At 71.0% G+C, this 14,502-nt stretch carries 10 protein-coding genes and 1 other RNA gene; 8 read left to right on the top strand and 3 right to left on the bottom strand.

Annotation, left to right across the window (positions count from 1 at the left end):
* From AB0395_RS06175 to AB0395_RS06165, 3 genes are all read left to right on the top strand, one after another.
* Window positions 1-1,884, top strand: a complete 1,884-nt coding sequence (locus AB0395_RS06175; protein ID WP_366277552.1) for a penicillin-binding transpeptidase domain-containing protein — start codon at window positions 1-3, stop codon at window positions 1,882-1,884.
* Window positions 1,885-2,214: 330 nt separating this feature from the next.
* Window positions 2,215-2,599: a transfer-messenger RNA gene (gene ssrA / locus AB0395_RS06170) on the top strand.
* Between the two features lie 231 nt (window positions 2,600-2,830).
* Window positions 2,831-3,661 (top strand): isocitrate lyase/phosphoenolpyruvate mutase family protein, encoded by an 831-nt coding sequence (locus AB0395_RS06165; protein WP_366277550.1) that lies wholly within the window; start codon window positions 2,831-2,833, stop codon window positions 3,659-3,661.
* Window positions 3,662-3,666: 5 nt separating this feature from the next.
* Here AB0395_RS06165 and AB0395_RS06160 read toward each other — a convergent pair whose 3' ends face one another.
* Entirely contained in the window at window positions 3,667-4,806 is a 1,140-nt protein-coding gene (locus tag AB0395_RS06160) for a trypsin-like peptidase domain-containing protein (RefSeq protein ID WP_366277548.1), read from the bottom strand.
* Window positions 4,807-5,129: 323 nt separating this feature from the next.
* Here AB0395_RS06160 and AB0395_RS06155 point away from each other — a divergent pair, with 323 nt between their 5' ends.
* The 5 genes from AB0395_RS06155 (at window position 5,130) to AB0395_RS06135 (ending at window position 12,222) form a co-directional block, all read left to right on the top strand.
* Window positions 5,130-6,548: a hypothetical protein gene (locus tag AB0395_RS06155; protein WP_366277546.1), complete on the top strand. Its 1,419-nt coding sequence runs from the start codon at window positions 5,130-5,132 to the stop codon at window positions 6,546-6,548.
* 53 nt (window positions 6,549-6,601) lie between these two features.
* Window positions 6,602-8,860: an acyl-CoA dehydrogenase gene (locus tag AB0395_RS06150; RefSeq protein WP_366277544.1), complete on the top strand. Its 2,259-nt coding sequence runs from the start codon at window positions 6,602-6,604 to the stop codon at window positions 8,858-8,860.
* Window positions 8,861-9,210: 350 nt separating this feature from the next.
* The gene (locus AB0395_RS06145) at window positions 9,211-10,101 is read left to right on the top strand and encodes a decaprenyl-phosphate phosphoribosyltransferase (RefSeq protein WP_366277591.1); all 891 of its coding nucleotides are present in this window, start codon (window positions 9,211-9,213) and stop codon (window positions 10,099-10,101) included.
* Window positions 10,098-11,423, top strand: coding sequence for an FAD-binding oxidoreductase (locus AB0395_RS06140; RefSeq protein ID WP_366277542.1), 1,326 nt, complete (start codon window positions 10,098-10,100; stop codon window positions 11,421-11,423). The genes AB0395_RS06145 and AB0395_RS06140 overlap by 4 nt, the downstream gene beginning before the upstream one ends.
* Window positions 11,424-11,478: 55 nt before the next feature.
* On the top strand, window positions 11,479-12,222 hold the full coding sequence (locus AB0395_RS06135) for an SDR family NAD(P)-dependent oxidoreductase (protein ID WP_366277541.1): 744 nt from the start codon (window positions 11,479-11,481) through the stop codon (window positions 12,220-12,222).
* A 105-nt stretch (window positions 12,223-12,327) separates the two neighbouring features.
* On the opposite strand, the gene AB0395_RS06130 is transcribed toward AB0395_RS06135, so the two are convergent.
* Window positions 12,328-13,782 carry an FAD-dependent monooxygenase gene (locus tag AB0395_RS06130; RefSeq protein WP_366277539.1) on the bottom strand — a complete coding sequence of 485 codons (1,455 nt, stop codon included), beginning with the start codon at window positions 13,780-13,782 and terminating at the stop codon, window positions 12,328-12,330.
* A gap of 72 nt (window positions 13,783-13,854) precedes the next feature.
* Window positions 13,855-14,460 (bottom strand): TetR family transcriptional regulator, encoded by a 606-nt coding sequence (locus AB0395_RS06125; RefSeq protein WP_366277537.1) that lies wholly within the window; start codon window positions 14,458-14,460, stop codon window positions 13,855-13,857.
* Window positions 14,461-14,502 lie beyond the last annotated feature (42 nt).

The raw sequence follows: 14,502 nt of genomic DNA, 5'->3' as shown, positions 1-14,502 counted from the left end.
GTGACGGGGAAGGCTCGGCGAACCGTCGCCGCGGCACTCGCGCTGGCGGCGACGGTCCCCATGCTGTCCGCGTGCTTCGAGGAGCCTTCGGCCCACGAGGCGGTGCGTGACTTCCTGGTGGGCTGGCAGATGGGCGACTACGTCGCCGCGGCCAGGCGCACCGACGGAGACGAGAAGACGGTCAGCAAGGCTCTTGAGGACGCCAAGATCCAGCTTGACGCGGCCTCGTTTCGTTTCCAGGTCAAGGGGATCAAGCGCACGGGAGACGAGACGGAGGCCGATTTCGACGCCGAGGTCGACCTGGGGGAGAACAACCCCCTGTGGGAGTACACCGGCAAGCTCCCCCTCCAGCTGGTGGACGGCCACTGGAAGGTGCACTGGTCGCCCAGCGTGCTCCATCCCGACCTGCACGAGGGCCAGCGCTTCGCCGTCGATGTCATCCCCGAGGGGCGCAAGCCGATCCTCGACCGCAACGGCGACCCCCTCCAGCAGGAGGCGACGCTGTACGTGGCGAACGTCGTCCCGGCCACGCTGAAGGACGACGTCGCGGTCTGCGAGCAGCTCTCGAAGATCACCGGTTTTCCGCAGGACCGGCTGCTGAGCCGGATCAGGTCCGCCAGGCCCAACGTCCAGGTGCCGCTCGTCACCTTCGGGCGCGCCAAGTACGCCCAGCTCAGCGGTCAGCTGACCGCCATCAAGGGGATCACCGTCTCCGAGCAGAAGCAACCGGTCGCGCCCGACTCTCCGGCCCAGATCGTCGGCACCGTCACCGCCGTGACCCCGGAGACCGAGCAGCAGCTCGGCGGACCGCAGCGGGCCGGGGACACCGTCGGCAGGACCGGTCTGCAGAAGGCCTACCAGGAGCACCTGACCGGATCGACGGAGACTCGGGTGATCACGGTCGACCTCAAGACGAAGGAGCAGGTGGCCGAGCTGCGCAAGTGGCGGCCGAGCCGGTCGACCTCGCCGGTGCGCACCACGATCGACGGCCCGACCCAGAAGGCGGCGGACACCGCGCTCCTCGGCGGCACCCCCGGAATGCTGGTCGCGGTCCAGGCCTCGACCGGCGAGGTGCGTGCCGTCGGCAGCACCAAGGAGTACCACCAGGAGAAGGACGCCCTCGCGGGCAAGTTCCCCGCGGGCACCACCTTCTCCATCATGTCCGTCGAGGGGCTGCTCAAGGCCGGGATCAGCACCAAGCAGAAGCTGGCCTGCCCCGTGGAGCGCAGCGTCGGTGGCGCCCAGTTCCACCAGCCGGACCCGCCGGGCGGGACCGCGCCCAGCATCCAGGGCGACTTCGCCAACGGGTGCGTGACCGCGCTGGCCGCGCTGGCCCGCAGGATCGACGGTGCCGAGCTGACGGCGAGCGCCGCCAAGTTCGGCATCGACTCGCCCTGGACCCTCCCGCTGAAGTCCTTCAGCGGCTCGGTGGGGCCGTTGAGGACCGACTCGGCCACGGCCAGGGCCATCGCGGGGCAGAACGTCTCCGTCAGCCCGCTGTCCATGGCGCTGGTCGCCGGAGCGGTCGCCTCGGGAACCTGGCGCCCGCCCGTCCTGGTCACCGACCCCCAGAACCCGGACCCCTCGGCCGAGGCCGAGCCGCCGAAGCCGCCGGACCCGATCAAGATCGACGAGAAGACGATCGGTACGCTCCGCACCCTCATGCGCGCGGGAGTCACCGCGGGCTCGGCCCGTTCCGCCGCGGCCGCGGGTGACCCGGTCCACGGCATCACCGCCGTCGCCTCGCAGGCCCGCAAGCCACTGGCCTGGTTCGTCGGGTGGCAGGGAGACATCGCGGTCGCCGTGCTGATGGAGAGCGCCGACTCCACGGCGGGGGCGAGCGTCGCGGGCCGGTTCTTCCGGAGCCTGCACGCCGGAATGTGACGTCGTGAAATATTCTCATCACCTTGAGCAACCATTGGGTGCCCGGTCTGCGTCCTTCTAAGTGACCGGGCACCGCTTGGGGGGTTGCGGACCCGGTCACCGCGATGGGACCAGGGCTTCGTCTCGGGGGAAGCCCTGGCCGTCCGGGCCGGCTCGACCCTGCCGGTCGACCCCGGGGACGTGCGCGATGACGCCGCGTTCCCGGGGTTTCGCCGTTGCGCGCCCTCCCGGCGAGGCTCGCCGCTCGCGGGGAATTGAGTTGGCGTTACCGGTGTTGTAACCGGTATCTTCGGATGACTCGGTCCCAGGGCCGGGTTGACAACTCAACAGGGGGGTGACTGGTTTCGACTTTGGCTTTGCAAGTCAGGGGAAGCGGGTCGAGGACTGCGGACATAACCTCGTTAACACTGTGACCGCGACCAACAAGTGCCAATAAGACGCACTCCGAAGTCAGCCAGGGCAACCTGGCGCTCGCCGCCTAAGCAGCGAGTGACTTCTGCCGGCCCGGGAGCGCCTCCGGCCCGGATCCGGCATCGCTAGGAGGCTCAACCGATCGACCCGGCCACGGGGAAGATCGGGAAATCAAACAGTGGCTGAGCCCGTCGGCGTCTTGCCTGTGTGATCGCCGGGGCTGAGAAAAGCAAAGCAGGCTGTGCCCGGAGAAGCCCTGTCTTGGAGTTGAAGGACGCGGGTTCGATTCCCGCCACCTCCACCCCCGTTCCGTGCTCGAAACACACGGAACAGATCGTCTGAGGGCGGTCGGGCAGACGGCGACGCCTGCCCGGCCGCCCTTGGGTTTTCCCCGCCGGTGGGGTCAGAGTTCGGTGGTGTGGTCGGCGGGCGGGGCTGAGCGTGGGCCACGGGCTTGTGTCCGGGACGTGTCCTGTTTGGGGTATGTCCGAAAACAGCGGTAACAAGCATGATCCAGGCTGGTTTACTACACCGCATGACGACTCTTCGAGGCAAGGCAGAGCTGTTCCACTCGCTACACACGGCCGGTGAGCCGCTGGTGCTGGCGAACGCCTGGGACGTCGCCAGTGCGCGTCTGGTCGAGGAGGCCGGGGCCAAGGCGGTGGCCACCACCAGTGCCGGGGTCGCGTGGAGCCTCGGCGCCCCCGACGGGGACCGGCTCAACCGGGACCGCGCGATCGACCTCGTCGCCCGTATCGCCACCGCCGTGAACGTCCCGGTCACCGCGGACATCGAGAGCGGCTTCGCGAGCAAGCCCGAAGGGGTCGCGGAGACGGTCCGAGGCGTGATCGAGGCGGGTGGCATCGGGGTCAACATCGAGGACGCGCTCCACGGCGGGAGCTCCCCGCTGCGCCCCGTGCAGGAGCAGTGCGACCGGCTCGCCGCGGCCAGGCAGGCGGCCGAGACGGCGGGGATCCCGCTTTACATCAACGCTCGCATCGACGTCTACCTGCGTGCCGTAGGGGCCCCCGAGGAGCGGCTTGAGGCGACGGTCGAGCGCGCCGCCGCCTACCTCGCCGCCGGGGCGAGCGGCGTCTTCGTCCCCGGGGTCCTCGACCCCGCGACCGTCTCCGCTCTCGCCGAGGCCGTGAAGGCGCCCCTGAACATCCTGGCGGGACCGGGCGCCCCCACGGTCGCTGAACTGGCCGGGCTCGGCGTCGCCCGGGTCAGCGTGGGTTCCGCGATCGCGGAGGCGGCCTACACCGTCGTCCGCCGTGCCACGCAGGAACTGTTCGCCTCGGGCACCTACAAGACGCTCGAGGGCGCCCTGGAGTACGGCAGGCTCAACGCGGTCCTGGGCGGCTGACGTCCTCAGCCGCCCGCGGAGAGCTCGCCCAGGGGGACGGTAATTGTCGCTCTGGAGCCGTCAGAGTGCATGATCTCGACCTTGGCACGGTCGCCCGGGTTGAGGCCCGCCAGGAGCTCGGCCAGGGCCTGAGTGTCCTTGGTCGGGGTGCCGTTGATCGAGACGATCACGTCGCCGCGCCTGATGCCTGCCTTGTCGGCGCTGCCGCCACTGGCCACCCGCACGACGCCGACGCCCGAGGGCCTGCCGTCCGGGCCGATCACCGTCTGCACCGTGATCCCGAGGGCGGCCCTGTGGGTGTTGGTGACCTTGCCGTACTTGATGATTTGGTCGGCGATGTCGGTGGCGGTGTTGGACGGGATCGCGAAACCGATGCCCGGGGCCTGGCCCCCGCCCAGCTCGGGGTTGACGGCGGTCAGGGTCGGGATGCCGATGACCTCGTTGGCGAGGTTGGCCAGGGCGCCGCCGCTGTTGCCGGGATTGATCGCGGCCGAGGTCTGGATGGCGCCGGTGATCGTCGCGCCGGGCGCGCCCTCCTCCTGCGGTTCGCTGACCGTACGGCCCAGCGCGGAGACGATGCCGTTGGTGACGCTGCCGGACAGGCCCAGGGGGTTGCCCATGGCGAGCACGAGCTGCCCGACCCGTAGTTTGCCCGAGTCGCCGAACTTGGCGGGTCTCAGCCCCGTGGGATCGTTCACCTTGATGACGGCCAGGTCGCCGAGCTCGAAGGCCTTGACGAGTTTCGCACTGCGAGGCTTGCCGCCGCTGGCGAGCGTCACCTCAAAGGTCGTGGCCCGGCCGACGACATGGGCGTTGGTGATGATGTGTCCTGAGCTGTCGTACACGACACCGGAACCGAGGCCGTTCTGCGTGGTGATCTGCACGATGGACGGCAGCACCGTGGCGATGACCTGTTCGTACTTGTACTCCAGGGCCTCCGGCCCGATGGAGGCGGCGCCCGGCGGCGCGCCTGTCGGAGTGCCGGGGGGCGTGCCGCCCGCCGAGGTGCTCGGCGGCGCGGTCGTCGCCGTGCCTGTCCCCGAAGGCTCCGGGCCCGGTGACGCCGGTTTCGCGCTCTGGCCGCACCCTGCGAGCATCATGACGACGGCGGCGAACAGCCCGACCCGTGAGCTCCATCCCTGCATGCGTGAGTATCTTCCCAGCTCATCGCGGAAGATACGCCGCTGGGGATCACCGGTGCCGGGCTCGGCCGGATCCCCGGGGCCGCGCCCGGCCGCGGGGCAGCCGATCGCCCCGAGACGTGTGGGCCGGGCGGCCAGGGATGTACGGCGGGCCCGCGGATCCGCGACGCGTCAGGACCCGGCGGCGGCCCGGCGGCCACGGCCGATGCGGAACTATATTCTGTTCCCTTGGAGGCGGGGTCATCGAGGGGATTAGGGATGCCTCGTGGCCGAAGTGTGATGGTATGCGTTCCATCTATCAGTCGAGGTGACATAGCCTGGCGCCCATGGCGGATGTTGGCGGCGACTCCTCCGGGCGCTCTCACGACAGATACATCCCGTCCTATGACGCGCCCACGGCGCCCATACCCGCTGTCCGCGCCGAGGACGGCACGATGATCAACCCTCGGGTGCCGCGCAGGTTCCCCATCGGGGACGGCGAGGAGACCGTGCTCGTCCCGAGGCCCGGCTCCACCGGATCGTCCCCGGAGGCCGGGGCCGAAACGGGGACCGAGGCCGAACCCGGCGCACAGGGGCCTGAGGAGCAGGAGTCCGTCTGGCTCTTCCCGATGACCGGCTTCCCCGGGCTCGACACGACCGAGTCGGAGGCCGGCCAGGCTGTGTCCGACAGCGTGTCCGACAGCGTGTCCGGCACCGGGTCCCGGGCCGGATCTCAGGCCGGGTCCCTGTCCGGGATCTGGGCCTGGGACGCCGAGCCGGGACCCGCCGGCCCCGGGTCCGCCCGTTCCGGGTCCGTCCAGCCCTTCCCCGCTTCCGGGTCCTCCCGCCCCGACCCCACCTCTTCCGGGGCGGCTCGCTCGGAGCTCGCCGGGCACGTCAGGGGGCTCGGCTCCGACGTTTCGCCTCCTGGGGTGCGGCCGGGCGGATCGCCCCTCGTTCCTGGGCCGCCTCCCGCGCCCTTCTCGCCCCGGGCGAACCCTGGGCCCGGCGGCGTGACCGTGCGCAAGAAGGACGGCCTGCTGATGCGGATCGGGGACATCCCGATCAGGTTCATCTACAGCCTCGGCGCCGCCCTCGTCACCGCCCTGGCGGTCTTCCTCATCTTCGTGCTCTTCTCCGGCGACGAGCCCGCCAAGCCCTCCGGGGCCGACCGGCCGGACACCGGCACCGCCGTGCGGGCCTCTCCGTCCGTGCCTCCGATCACACTGCCCGGCCTGCCCGCGACGACGGTCCTGCGGGTGCTGCCCGGTACGCCGAGCCCGGTGCTGGGCGCGATGACCGACAGCAGGGCGGCGATCACCTACGCCAAGCTGGGCAAGCCATGGGTGGTCGCCGATATCCCGTCCTTCTCCGCGGGCCAGCAGGTCGGGACGGGGCGGCAGCCGGGCACGATGATCGCCTCAGGCCTCCTTCCCGGGGCCGCTCCCCAGGCCGACCTGAAGACCGACGCGGAGTTCCGCAGGGCCGCGGCGGGCGCGGTGAAGTGGACGATCGGTAACTACTATCCGGCGGGCAGCAAAGTGGCCTGGACCGCGTCGCAGAAACCGGCGGCGGGCAAGGGGTGGACGCTCGGATACCGGGTGGCCTACACGGTGAAGGGCAAGAGGCACACCTCGCAGGCGGCGCTCACGCTGCTGGACATCGGCCGCCGCAAGCCGGCCATGCTCCTCATCACCGTGCCGGACACGCACAGGCAACTTTGGGCCGACATCGCCCCGCTGGTGGCCAGCGCTCGGGCGTTGTGACGGAAATACATTCTAGAATATGGTTCTGTCACTGACCATGTCTGGAGGCTGTCATGGCAATCGGGTTGAGCGAGGAGCACGAGGCGCTTCGTGAATCGGTGACCGGCTGGGCAGAGCGGAACATCTCCTCGGAGATCGTGCGGGCCGCGGTCTCGGCCGAGAGCGAGGAGCGCCCCGCCTTCTGGGCGAGCCTCGCCGCCCAGGGGCTTGTCGGTCTCCACCTCCCCGAGGAATACGGTGGCAGCGGGTACGGCCTGCTGGAGGCGGCCGTGGCCGTCGAGGTCCTTGGCGAGCGGGTCACCCCGGGCCCCTACCTCCCGACCGTTCTCGCCGGCGCCGCGATCCTGGCCTCCGACGGCAAGGCGCCCGCCGAGCTGCTGCCCGGCCTCGCCGACGGCACGCTGACCGGCGCCGTCGCGCTGACCGGTTCCATCATCGGCACCCGGGGCGAGGACGGCGGGCTGACGGTCGGCGGCGTCGCGGAGCCGGTCCTGGGCGGCGCGCTCGCCGACGTTCTGGTGCTGCCGGTGAACACGGAAACGGGGCAGGAGTGGATCGCCGTCGACGCCTCCGCCGTGACCGTGACCCCGATCAGGGCGCTGGACCTCACCCGCGGTGTGGCCAGGGTCGAGCTTGAGGCGGTCGCCGTACCGGCCGGGCGGGTCCTCGACGGCCTCACGGGGGATCACGTTCGTCACCTGGCCGCGATCCTGATCGGCGCGGAGGCCGCGGGCATCGCCGCGTGGTGCGTGACCGCCGCCTCCGAATACGCCAAGGTGCGAGTGCAGTTCGGCCGCCCCATCGGGCAGTTCCAGGGGGTCAAGCACAAGGCGGCCAGGATGCTCGTCGCGCTCGAACAGGCCCGCGCGACTGTGTGGGACGCCACCCGCGCCGCGAGGGCGGCGAGTGCGACGGCCGGCGCCGAGGGGCAGGGGGAGGAGGCCGTACGGGGCGCCGGTGACGAGGCGGCCTACGCCGCCGCCATCGCGGGTGTGGTCGCGCCCGACGCCGCCGTGCGGTGCGCCAAGGACGCGATTCAGATTTTCGGCGGCATCGGCTACACCTATCAGCACGACGCCCATCTCTACTACCGCCGCGCGCTGAGCCTGCGCGCGCTGCTCGGCCCCTCCGCCGAGTGGGCCGACGCGGTCGCCTCGCTGGCGCTGAACGGCGTGAGCCGGGAGATGGAGGTCGACCTGCCCGAGGAGGCCGCCCCGCTCCGCGAGCGCGTCCGCGCCGAGGTCGCCGGGTTCGCCAGGCTTGAGGGCAGGCAGCAGAAGCGGGCGCTGGCCGAGGCCGGTTACGTCATGCCACACCTGGCCAGGCCCTGGGGACGCGATGCCAGGCCCCTTGAGCAGGTGCTCATCCTCCAGGAGCTCAAGGCCGCCGGGATCAAGCTTCCCCAGATGATCATCGGCGCCTGGGTCGTGCCGTCGATCGCCGCGTACGGCACACCCGAGCAGCAGGAGCGCTTCCTGCCCGCCACGCTGAGCGGTGAGCTGATCTGGTGTCAGCTCTTCTCTGAGCCCGGCGCGGGCTCCGACCTCGCCTCGCTCCAGATGAGGGCGGAGAAGGTCGAGGGAGGCTGGAGGCTCAACGGTCAGAAGATCTGGACCTCGATCGCGCATATCGCCGAGTGGGGCATCTGCGTCGCCCGCAACTCCTCCGCGGGCTCGAAGCACGAGGGCATCACCTATTTCCTGGTGGACATGAAGGGGAAGGGCGTCACGGTCAGGCCGCTGACGGAGATGACCGGGGAGAGCCTCTTCAACGAGGTCTTCCTCGACGATGTGTTCGTCCCGGACGAGCTGGTGGTCGGCCAGGTCGGCGAGGGGTGGAAGGTGGCCCGCAACACCCTGTCCAACGAGCGGGTCTCGCTCTCCTCGGGGGCGGGGGGCACCGGTTCCTCGGTCCGCGACCTGCTCGGGCTGACGGCCAGGCTCGGCCGCGAGCTCACCGCGACCGAGCGTCAGACGCTGGCCGGGGTGGTCTGCGAGGGTCATTCGATCAACGCGCTCGGCCTGCGGGTGACACTGAGGCAGCTGGGCGGCGCGGAGCCGGGCGCGGACGCCTCGGTCCGCAAGCTGCTGTCCACCTCGCACGCCCAGCACGTCGCCGAGTGCGCGGTCGACCTGCTGGGGGCCTCGGCCGTGGTCGCCGCGGACATGGAGCTCGGTGACGCGGGTTATTGGAACCGCGCCGTCCTCGCCACCAGGGCCATGACGATCTACGGCGGTACCACCGAGGTCCAGCTGAACATCATCGCCGAGCGAATGCTCGGCCTGCCCCGCGACCCCGAGCCCGGCAGGTAGCCGGGGAGAGACCGGGAGAGGGCTTTTCGACGGTTCGGGGGGCCGCCGGCGCCCTGGGCCGCCCGGCGTCCCGTGTCACGGGTGATGGATCGGCACGTACGGCGCCGCCGCCTTTGCGGTCCCGGCCAAGATGACTTTTCCCGCCGTCAATGACCTTGTGGACGACGCCATAAGGAACAAGAATCAGGTCATCATGCCCAAGGTGACATTACCCCCCTTATCGATTCTCCTTCCCGGCTCTGTTCCGCCGGTCGACGGGTTCCCCGCGATCCACGGTGACAGCGGGGCTCGATGACCGAGAACCGGTGAACGAGGAGACGGCGCTCGAACGACCGCAGGCTGACCCGCCTGTGGCCGCAGGCGCTGCTCGAAGGTTCCTGCCCCTGGCCCTTCTGCGCGCCTGCCGTCCGCGCCAGTGGCTGAAGAACGGCCTGGTCTTCGCGGCCCCCACGGCCTCGGGCGTGCTGTTCACCGTTCAGGGGGCGCTGGACGCGCTGATCGCCTTCGCCGCCTTCTGCGCGGCGGCGAGCGGTGCCTACCTGCTCAACGACGCGGCCGACGTCGAGGCCGACCGCCGCCACCCGCGTAAGCGCCACCGCCCGATCGCCGCGGGCCTGGTCCCGGTACGGCTCGCCTGGGTCATCGGGATCATGCTCGTGGTGCTGGCCCCCGCGATCGCCGCGCTGTCCGGCGGCTGGCGCCTGCCGCTCGTCGTCGCCGGATACCTCTCGCTGACCTTCTCCTACACCTACTACCTCAAGCACCAGGAGGTGGTCGACCTCGTCGCGGTCGCGGGCTGCCACGTGATCCGGGCCTTCGCCGGAGCCATCGCCGTCCAGGTGCCGGTGACGAGCTGGTTCCTCGTGGTCATCTCGCTCGGCTCGCTCCAGCTCGTCGCGGGCAAGCGCGAGACCGAGCTGCGCGCCTCCCTGGGCAACGCGACGGGCAACGCGACGCGGGCCATCCTGGCCGCCTACACGCCCGGCTACCTGGCGGGCGTCCGGGCGATGGCCTCGGGGGCCATGATCGTGACCTACTGTCTCTGGGCGCTGAACGAGCACCCGGGGCCCTTCTACCCGATGAGCATCGTTCCCTTCGTGCTCATCGTCCTGCGGCACAACCTGCTGGTCGACCGGGGCGTCGGCGAGGAGCCGGAGGAACTCGCGCTGAGTGACCGGCCCCTGCAACTGTTCGTCGCCCTTCTCCTCCTTCCGCTCCTGATCGGGATCTACCTGAGATGACCTTGCTGACCGGCTGGGGCCGTACCGCGCCGACTGCCGCGCGCCTGGCCCGGCCCCGTTCCCCGGAGGAGGTCGCCGAGCTGGTACGGCGGGCCTCCGGCCGCGGTGTGGCCGCCAGAGGACTCGGCCGCTCCTACGGCGACGCCGCGCAGAACGCGGGAGGGCTCGTCCTCGACTGCACCGCGCTGACCTCGTGGTCCCTGGACGAGTCCACGGGACTGGTCACCGCCGCCGCGGGGCTGAGCCTGCACGACCTGATGACGGCCCTGGTGCCGAGGGGCTGGTTCGTCCCCGTCACCCCGGGCACCAGGCACGTGACGGTCGGCGGTGCCGTCGCGGCCGACGTGCACGGCAAGAACCACCACGTTGACTCCTCCTTTGGCGCCCACCTGCGCTCCCTCACGCTGGTCACGGCGGGGGGCGGCAGCCGTACGCTGACGCCGGAGGACGACCTGTTCTGGGCCACGGTCGGCGGCATGGGGCTCACCGGAGTGATCACCGAGGCGGTCTTCCAGTGCGTGCCGATCGAGACCTCGCGGGTGCGGGTCGACGTCGAGCGGACCCGCGACCTGGACCACACCCTCGAGACCATGACCGCGACCGACGACCGCTACCGGTACACGGTCGCCTGGATCGATCTGCTCGCCTCCGGCGCCCGGATGGGCCGCAGCGTGCTCACCCGGGGCGACCACGCCGGGCGTGACGAGCTGCCCCGGGGCGCTGACCCGCTGGTGTTCGCTCCGGGATCGCTCCTGAAGGCGCCGCCGTGGGCGCCGAACGGCCTGCTCAACCCGCTGACCGTGCGGGCGTTCAACGAGGCGTGGTACCGCAAGGCACGTCCCGCGACCGGCCTGATCCAGGGGATCGCGCCGTTCTTCCACCCGCTGGACTTCGTGGAGGGCTGGAACCGGGTCTACGGCTCCAACGGCTTCGTCCAGTACCAGTTCGTGGTGCCCTTCGGCGAGGAGGCGACGCTGCGGCGGATCGTCTCCCGGCTCTCCGCCGAGGGCGTGGTCTCCTTCCTGACCGTGCTCAAGCGGTTCGGTCCCGGTACGCGGGGGATGCTGTCGTTCCCCGTCCCCGGCTGGACCCTCGCCCTGGACATCCCGGCGGGCCGCGCGGGGCTGGCCCGGCTGCTGCGGGAGTTCGATGGCTGGGTCGCCGAGGCGGGCGGTCGGATCTATCTCGCGAAGGACTCCCGGATGTCGGCGGCGACCGCCGCGGTGATGTACCCCAGGCTTGAGGAGTGGCGTAAGGTCCGCGACGAGGCGGATCCCTCCGGGGTCTTCCGTTCCGACCTGGCCAGAAGGCTCGCGCTTTGACATCCTCATTTCCCACCCGCCCTGTAGGACGGGGCATCCATGCTGGAGGAACGTGGTGAAGAACGCCCTGGGCTCGATCGACACCGTGCTGTTGCTGGGCGGGCGCAGCGAGATCGGTCTGGCGGTCGTCGAGCGACTGGTCCGTGACGGCGCCCGCAGGGTCGTGCTGGCCTCGCGCGACCCCGGCGAGACGCCGCTCGTGATCGGGGACGCCGAGGTGCACCTGCTGGACTTCGACGCCTCCCTGCCCGAGACGCACGGCGAGGTGATCGAGGCCGCGGTGAAGCTGGTCGGCGACCTCGACGTGGTGATCCCCGCCTTCGGGGTGCTGGGCAGCCAGGCCGCCTACGACGCCGACCCGGTCGCCGCCGCGCGGGCGGTCGCCGTCAACTACGGCGGGCACGTCTCCGCGGGGCTCTTCGCCGCCCGGCACCTGCGTGAGCAGGGCCACGGCACGCTGGTCGTCCTGTCGTCGGTCGCGGGGGTACGGGTTCGCAGGGCCAACTTCGTGTACGGCTCGGCCAAGGCGGGCCTCGACGGCTTCGCGCAGGGACTGGGCGACGCGCTGCACGGCTCCGGCGCCCGGGTGATGATCGTACGGCCAGGCTTCGTCGTCGGCAGGATGACCAGGGGCATGTCCCCGGCGCCGATGTCCTCGACACCCGGCCAGGTCGCCGACGCGGTGGTCGCGGGGCTGCGTTCCGGCACCGAGGTCGTGTGGGTGCCCGGCACACTGCGCGCGTTCTTCGCGGTGATGCGCGTGCTGCCCCGCGCCGTCTGGCGCAGGATGCCCCGCTGACGTCCCGGCGCTGCGTTTTCGTGCTGCCGCGCCACCGTCTCGTCCTGGGCGGGGCGGAGGGCCTCGCCCAGGACGGGACGGCAGATCCCTGTGGGGCGCCGCCGCTCAGGCGGCCCTGAACCAGGCGCCCAGCGCCTGATCCAGGCCTTCGTCCGTGGTGCCCTGCCAGGCGACGTAGAAGTCGGGCCGGAGCAGCAGCGCGGTGTCCAGTTCCGGGACGGTCACGGTGTCGATCTGTGACGCGTAGGGACCCGCGTCGAGGGTGCCGGTGGGGTCGAGGAGGAGCGGGCGGCCGGTGCGGGTCAGTTCGCGCAGGCCTGGCAGATCGGGTGCCCATCGGCCGACGAGCGGCCCGTTTGCCCCTCCCATGTCGTAGGTGACGTCGGCGCCGGACAGCAGACCGGCGATGTGCTGCCGCGTCGCGGGCTGGGCGAGAAGTTCGCCGAACAGCTGGCGCAACGCCGTCACGTCGCCGCCCGGCCGGATCAGCAGCGACTGTGCCTGGGTGTGCATGGCGACCCGCCACGCCGCCGGGAATCGTTCCGATTCGTAGGTGTCCAGCAGTCCCTCCGGTGCGTGGCCGCGCACGTGCGCGGCAAGCTTCCACCCGAGGTTCATCGCGTCCTGCAGGCCCAGGTTGAGTCCCGGGCCACCGATCGCCGAGTGCACGTGCGCGGCGTCCCCCAGCAGGAACACCCGGCCTGCGCGGTACCGGGACGCGATCCGGGTGTTGCCGCCGAACAGCCGCCTTGCCAGGTGCGGTCCCGGCCCGGTCGGCGGTCCGAGCGGCACGTCCGCGCCGAGCACACGGCAGACGCTGGCCCGGAGTTCGTCGAGCGAGGCCTCGCCCTCGGGGGGCTGCTCCCACTCCACCGTGCTGACCAACGGGTCGCCGTTGGGGAACGGCGCCCAGATGATCAGGCCGCGTTCGGTGCGCAGGTGTTGGAACGGCGGTACGACGCCGAAACCGGGGACGACCAGGCCGCTGTCGGCACCGATCATGTCCCGGGGCACGCTCACATGCCTGGTGCGCGACACCGAGTCGTCGGTGGTCACGCCGGGGAAGTCGATCCCGCTGAGCTTGCGGACCAGGCTGTGCCCGCCGTCGGCGCCGACCAGGAAGGCCGCCTGGATCGGCTCCCGGTCGCGCAGCTCGACCGTCACCGACTTCTCGTCCTGTGTCAGGCCGATGACCTCGTGGTCACGGCGAACCTCGACTCCCAGTTCGGCCGCGCGCTCGGCGAGGATGCGCTCGATCCGGTGCTGGGGCACCATCAGTGCGTAGAGCGGGTTGTCTGGCAGGTCGTGCAGGTCGAGCGGGAACGCGCCGAACACGAAACGCGGTGCGGGCTCGGGGACGGCGCCGGGGGAGGTCAGCCGCTCGTACAGTCCGCGCCGGTCGAGCATGCGCACGACCTGGCCGACCAGGCCGTTCGCGCGCTGCTGGTCGATCGGCTCGGTGAGGCGTTCCAGGAGGAGTGGGCGCACTCCGGCCAGGGCGAGTTCGCAGGCGAGCATCAGGCCATTGGGGCCTGCGCCCGCGATGACGACATCGATCATGAGGGGACTCCCTTTCCGGGCATGAGAGATCGGCCCGGCTGTCCGCCGGGCTGAAATTGTTTCTGGTGGCTTCTAGGGGGTGGGCAGTCCCGCCGCGATCCGGGCGAGGGCGTCGGCCAGCAGCCGCTCGACCGGTACCGACGAGTTGGTGCGGAGGTGGTGCGCCATGACGGTGTTCGTCGCGGCCACGACCAGGGAGGCGACGAGATGCGGGTACAGGTCCTGGTTCAGGTCGGTGCCGGTGCGCTCGGCGACGGCCGCGGCGATCTCGGCCTCGGCGACGGCCCCGGCCCGCAGCAATTCACCTTGCAGGGCCGGTTCGGTGAGCATCATGCGCACGCCCGCCGCCCACTGCGCCGCGTCGGGAATGGGGAGGGCTGCCGCCGCGGTGTCCGGCTCGAACTGTGGCAGCAACGACTGGGCGATCGCGTCCCACAGCGGCTCCGCCGGGCGCTCGCGGAGCATCTCGGCGACGCGCAGGAGACGGTCGAGGTGGCGGGCGACGATCGCCTCACCTTTGCTGGAGAAGTAGTTGTTGAACGTGCGTGGCGAGACACCGGAGGCCCTGGCGATGTCTTCCACCTTGATGGTGTCGAATCCGCGCTCGACGCTCAGCTGGAGCGCCGCCCAGCTCAGCGTCGCACGCGTCTCGGCCTTCTTCTGCTCCCGCCATCCCATGGGGCAACGCTAACAAGTTTTTGCGGGATCCGCAAAAATGCG

The organism is Streptosporangium sp. NPDC051023 (assembly GCF_040689595.1).
Classification (GTDB): domain Bacteria; phylum Actinomycetota; class Actinomycetes; order Streptosporangiales; family Streptosporangiaceae; genus Streptosporangium.
The sequence above is the reverse complement of the archived record's forward strand: the minus strand, read 5'-3'. Positions and strand labels throughout refer to the sequence as shown.

Coding starts and splice junctions, on each gene's coding strand:
- AB0395_RS06165 (WP_366277550.1), top strand. CDS start 2,831: ATGACGACTCTTCGAGGCAAGGCAGAGCTGTTCCACTCGCTACACACG.
- AB0395_RS06160 (WP_366277548.1), bottom strand. CDS start 4,806: ATGCAGGGATGGAGCTCACGGGTCGGGCTGTTCGCCGCCGTCGTCATG.
- AB0395_RS06155 (WP_366277546.1), top strand. CDS start 5,130: ATGGCGGATGTTGGCGGCGACTCCTCCGGGCGCTCTCACGACAGATAC.
- AB0395_RS06150 (WP_366277544.1), top strand. CDS start 6,602: ATGGCAATCGGGTTGAGCGAGGAGCACGAGGCGCTTCGTGAATCGGTG.
- AB0395_RS06140 (WP_366277542.1), top strand. CDS start 10,098: ATGACCTTGCTGACCGGCTGGGGCCGTACCGCGCCGACTGCCGCGCGC.
- AB0395_RS06130 (WP_366277539.1), bottom strand. CDS start 13,782: ATGATCGATGTCGTCATCGCGGGCGCAGGCCCCAATGGCCTGATGCTC.
- AB0395_RS06125 (WP_366277537.1), bottom strand. CDS start 14,460: ATGGGATGGCGGGAGCAGAAGAAGGCCGAGACGCGTGCGACGCTGAGC.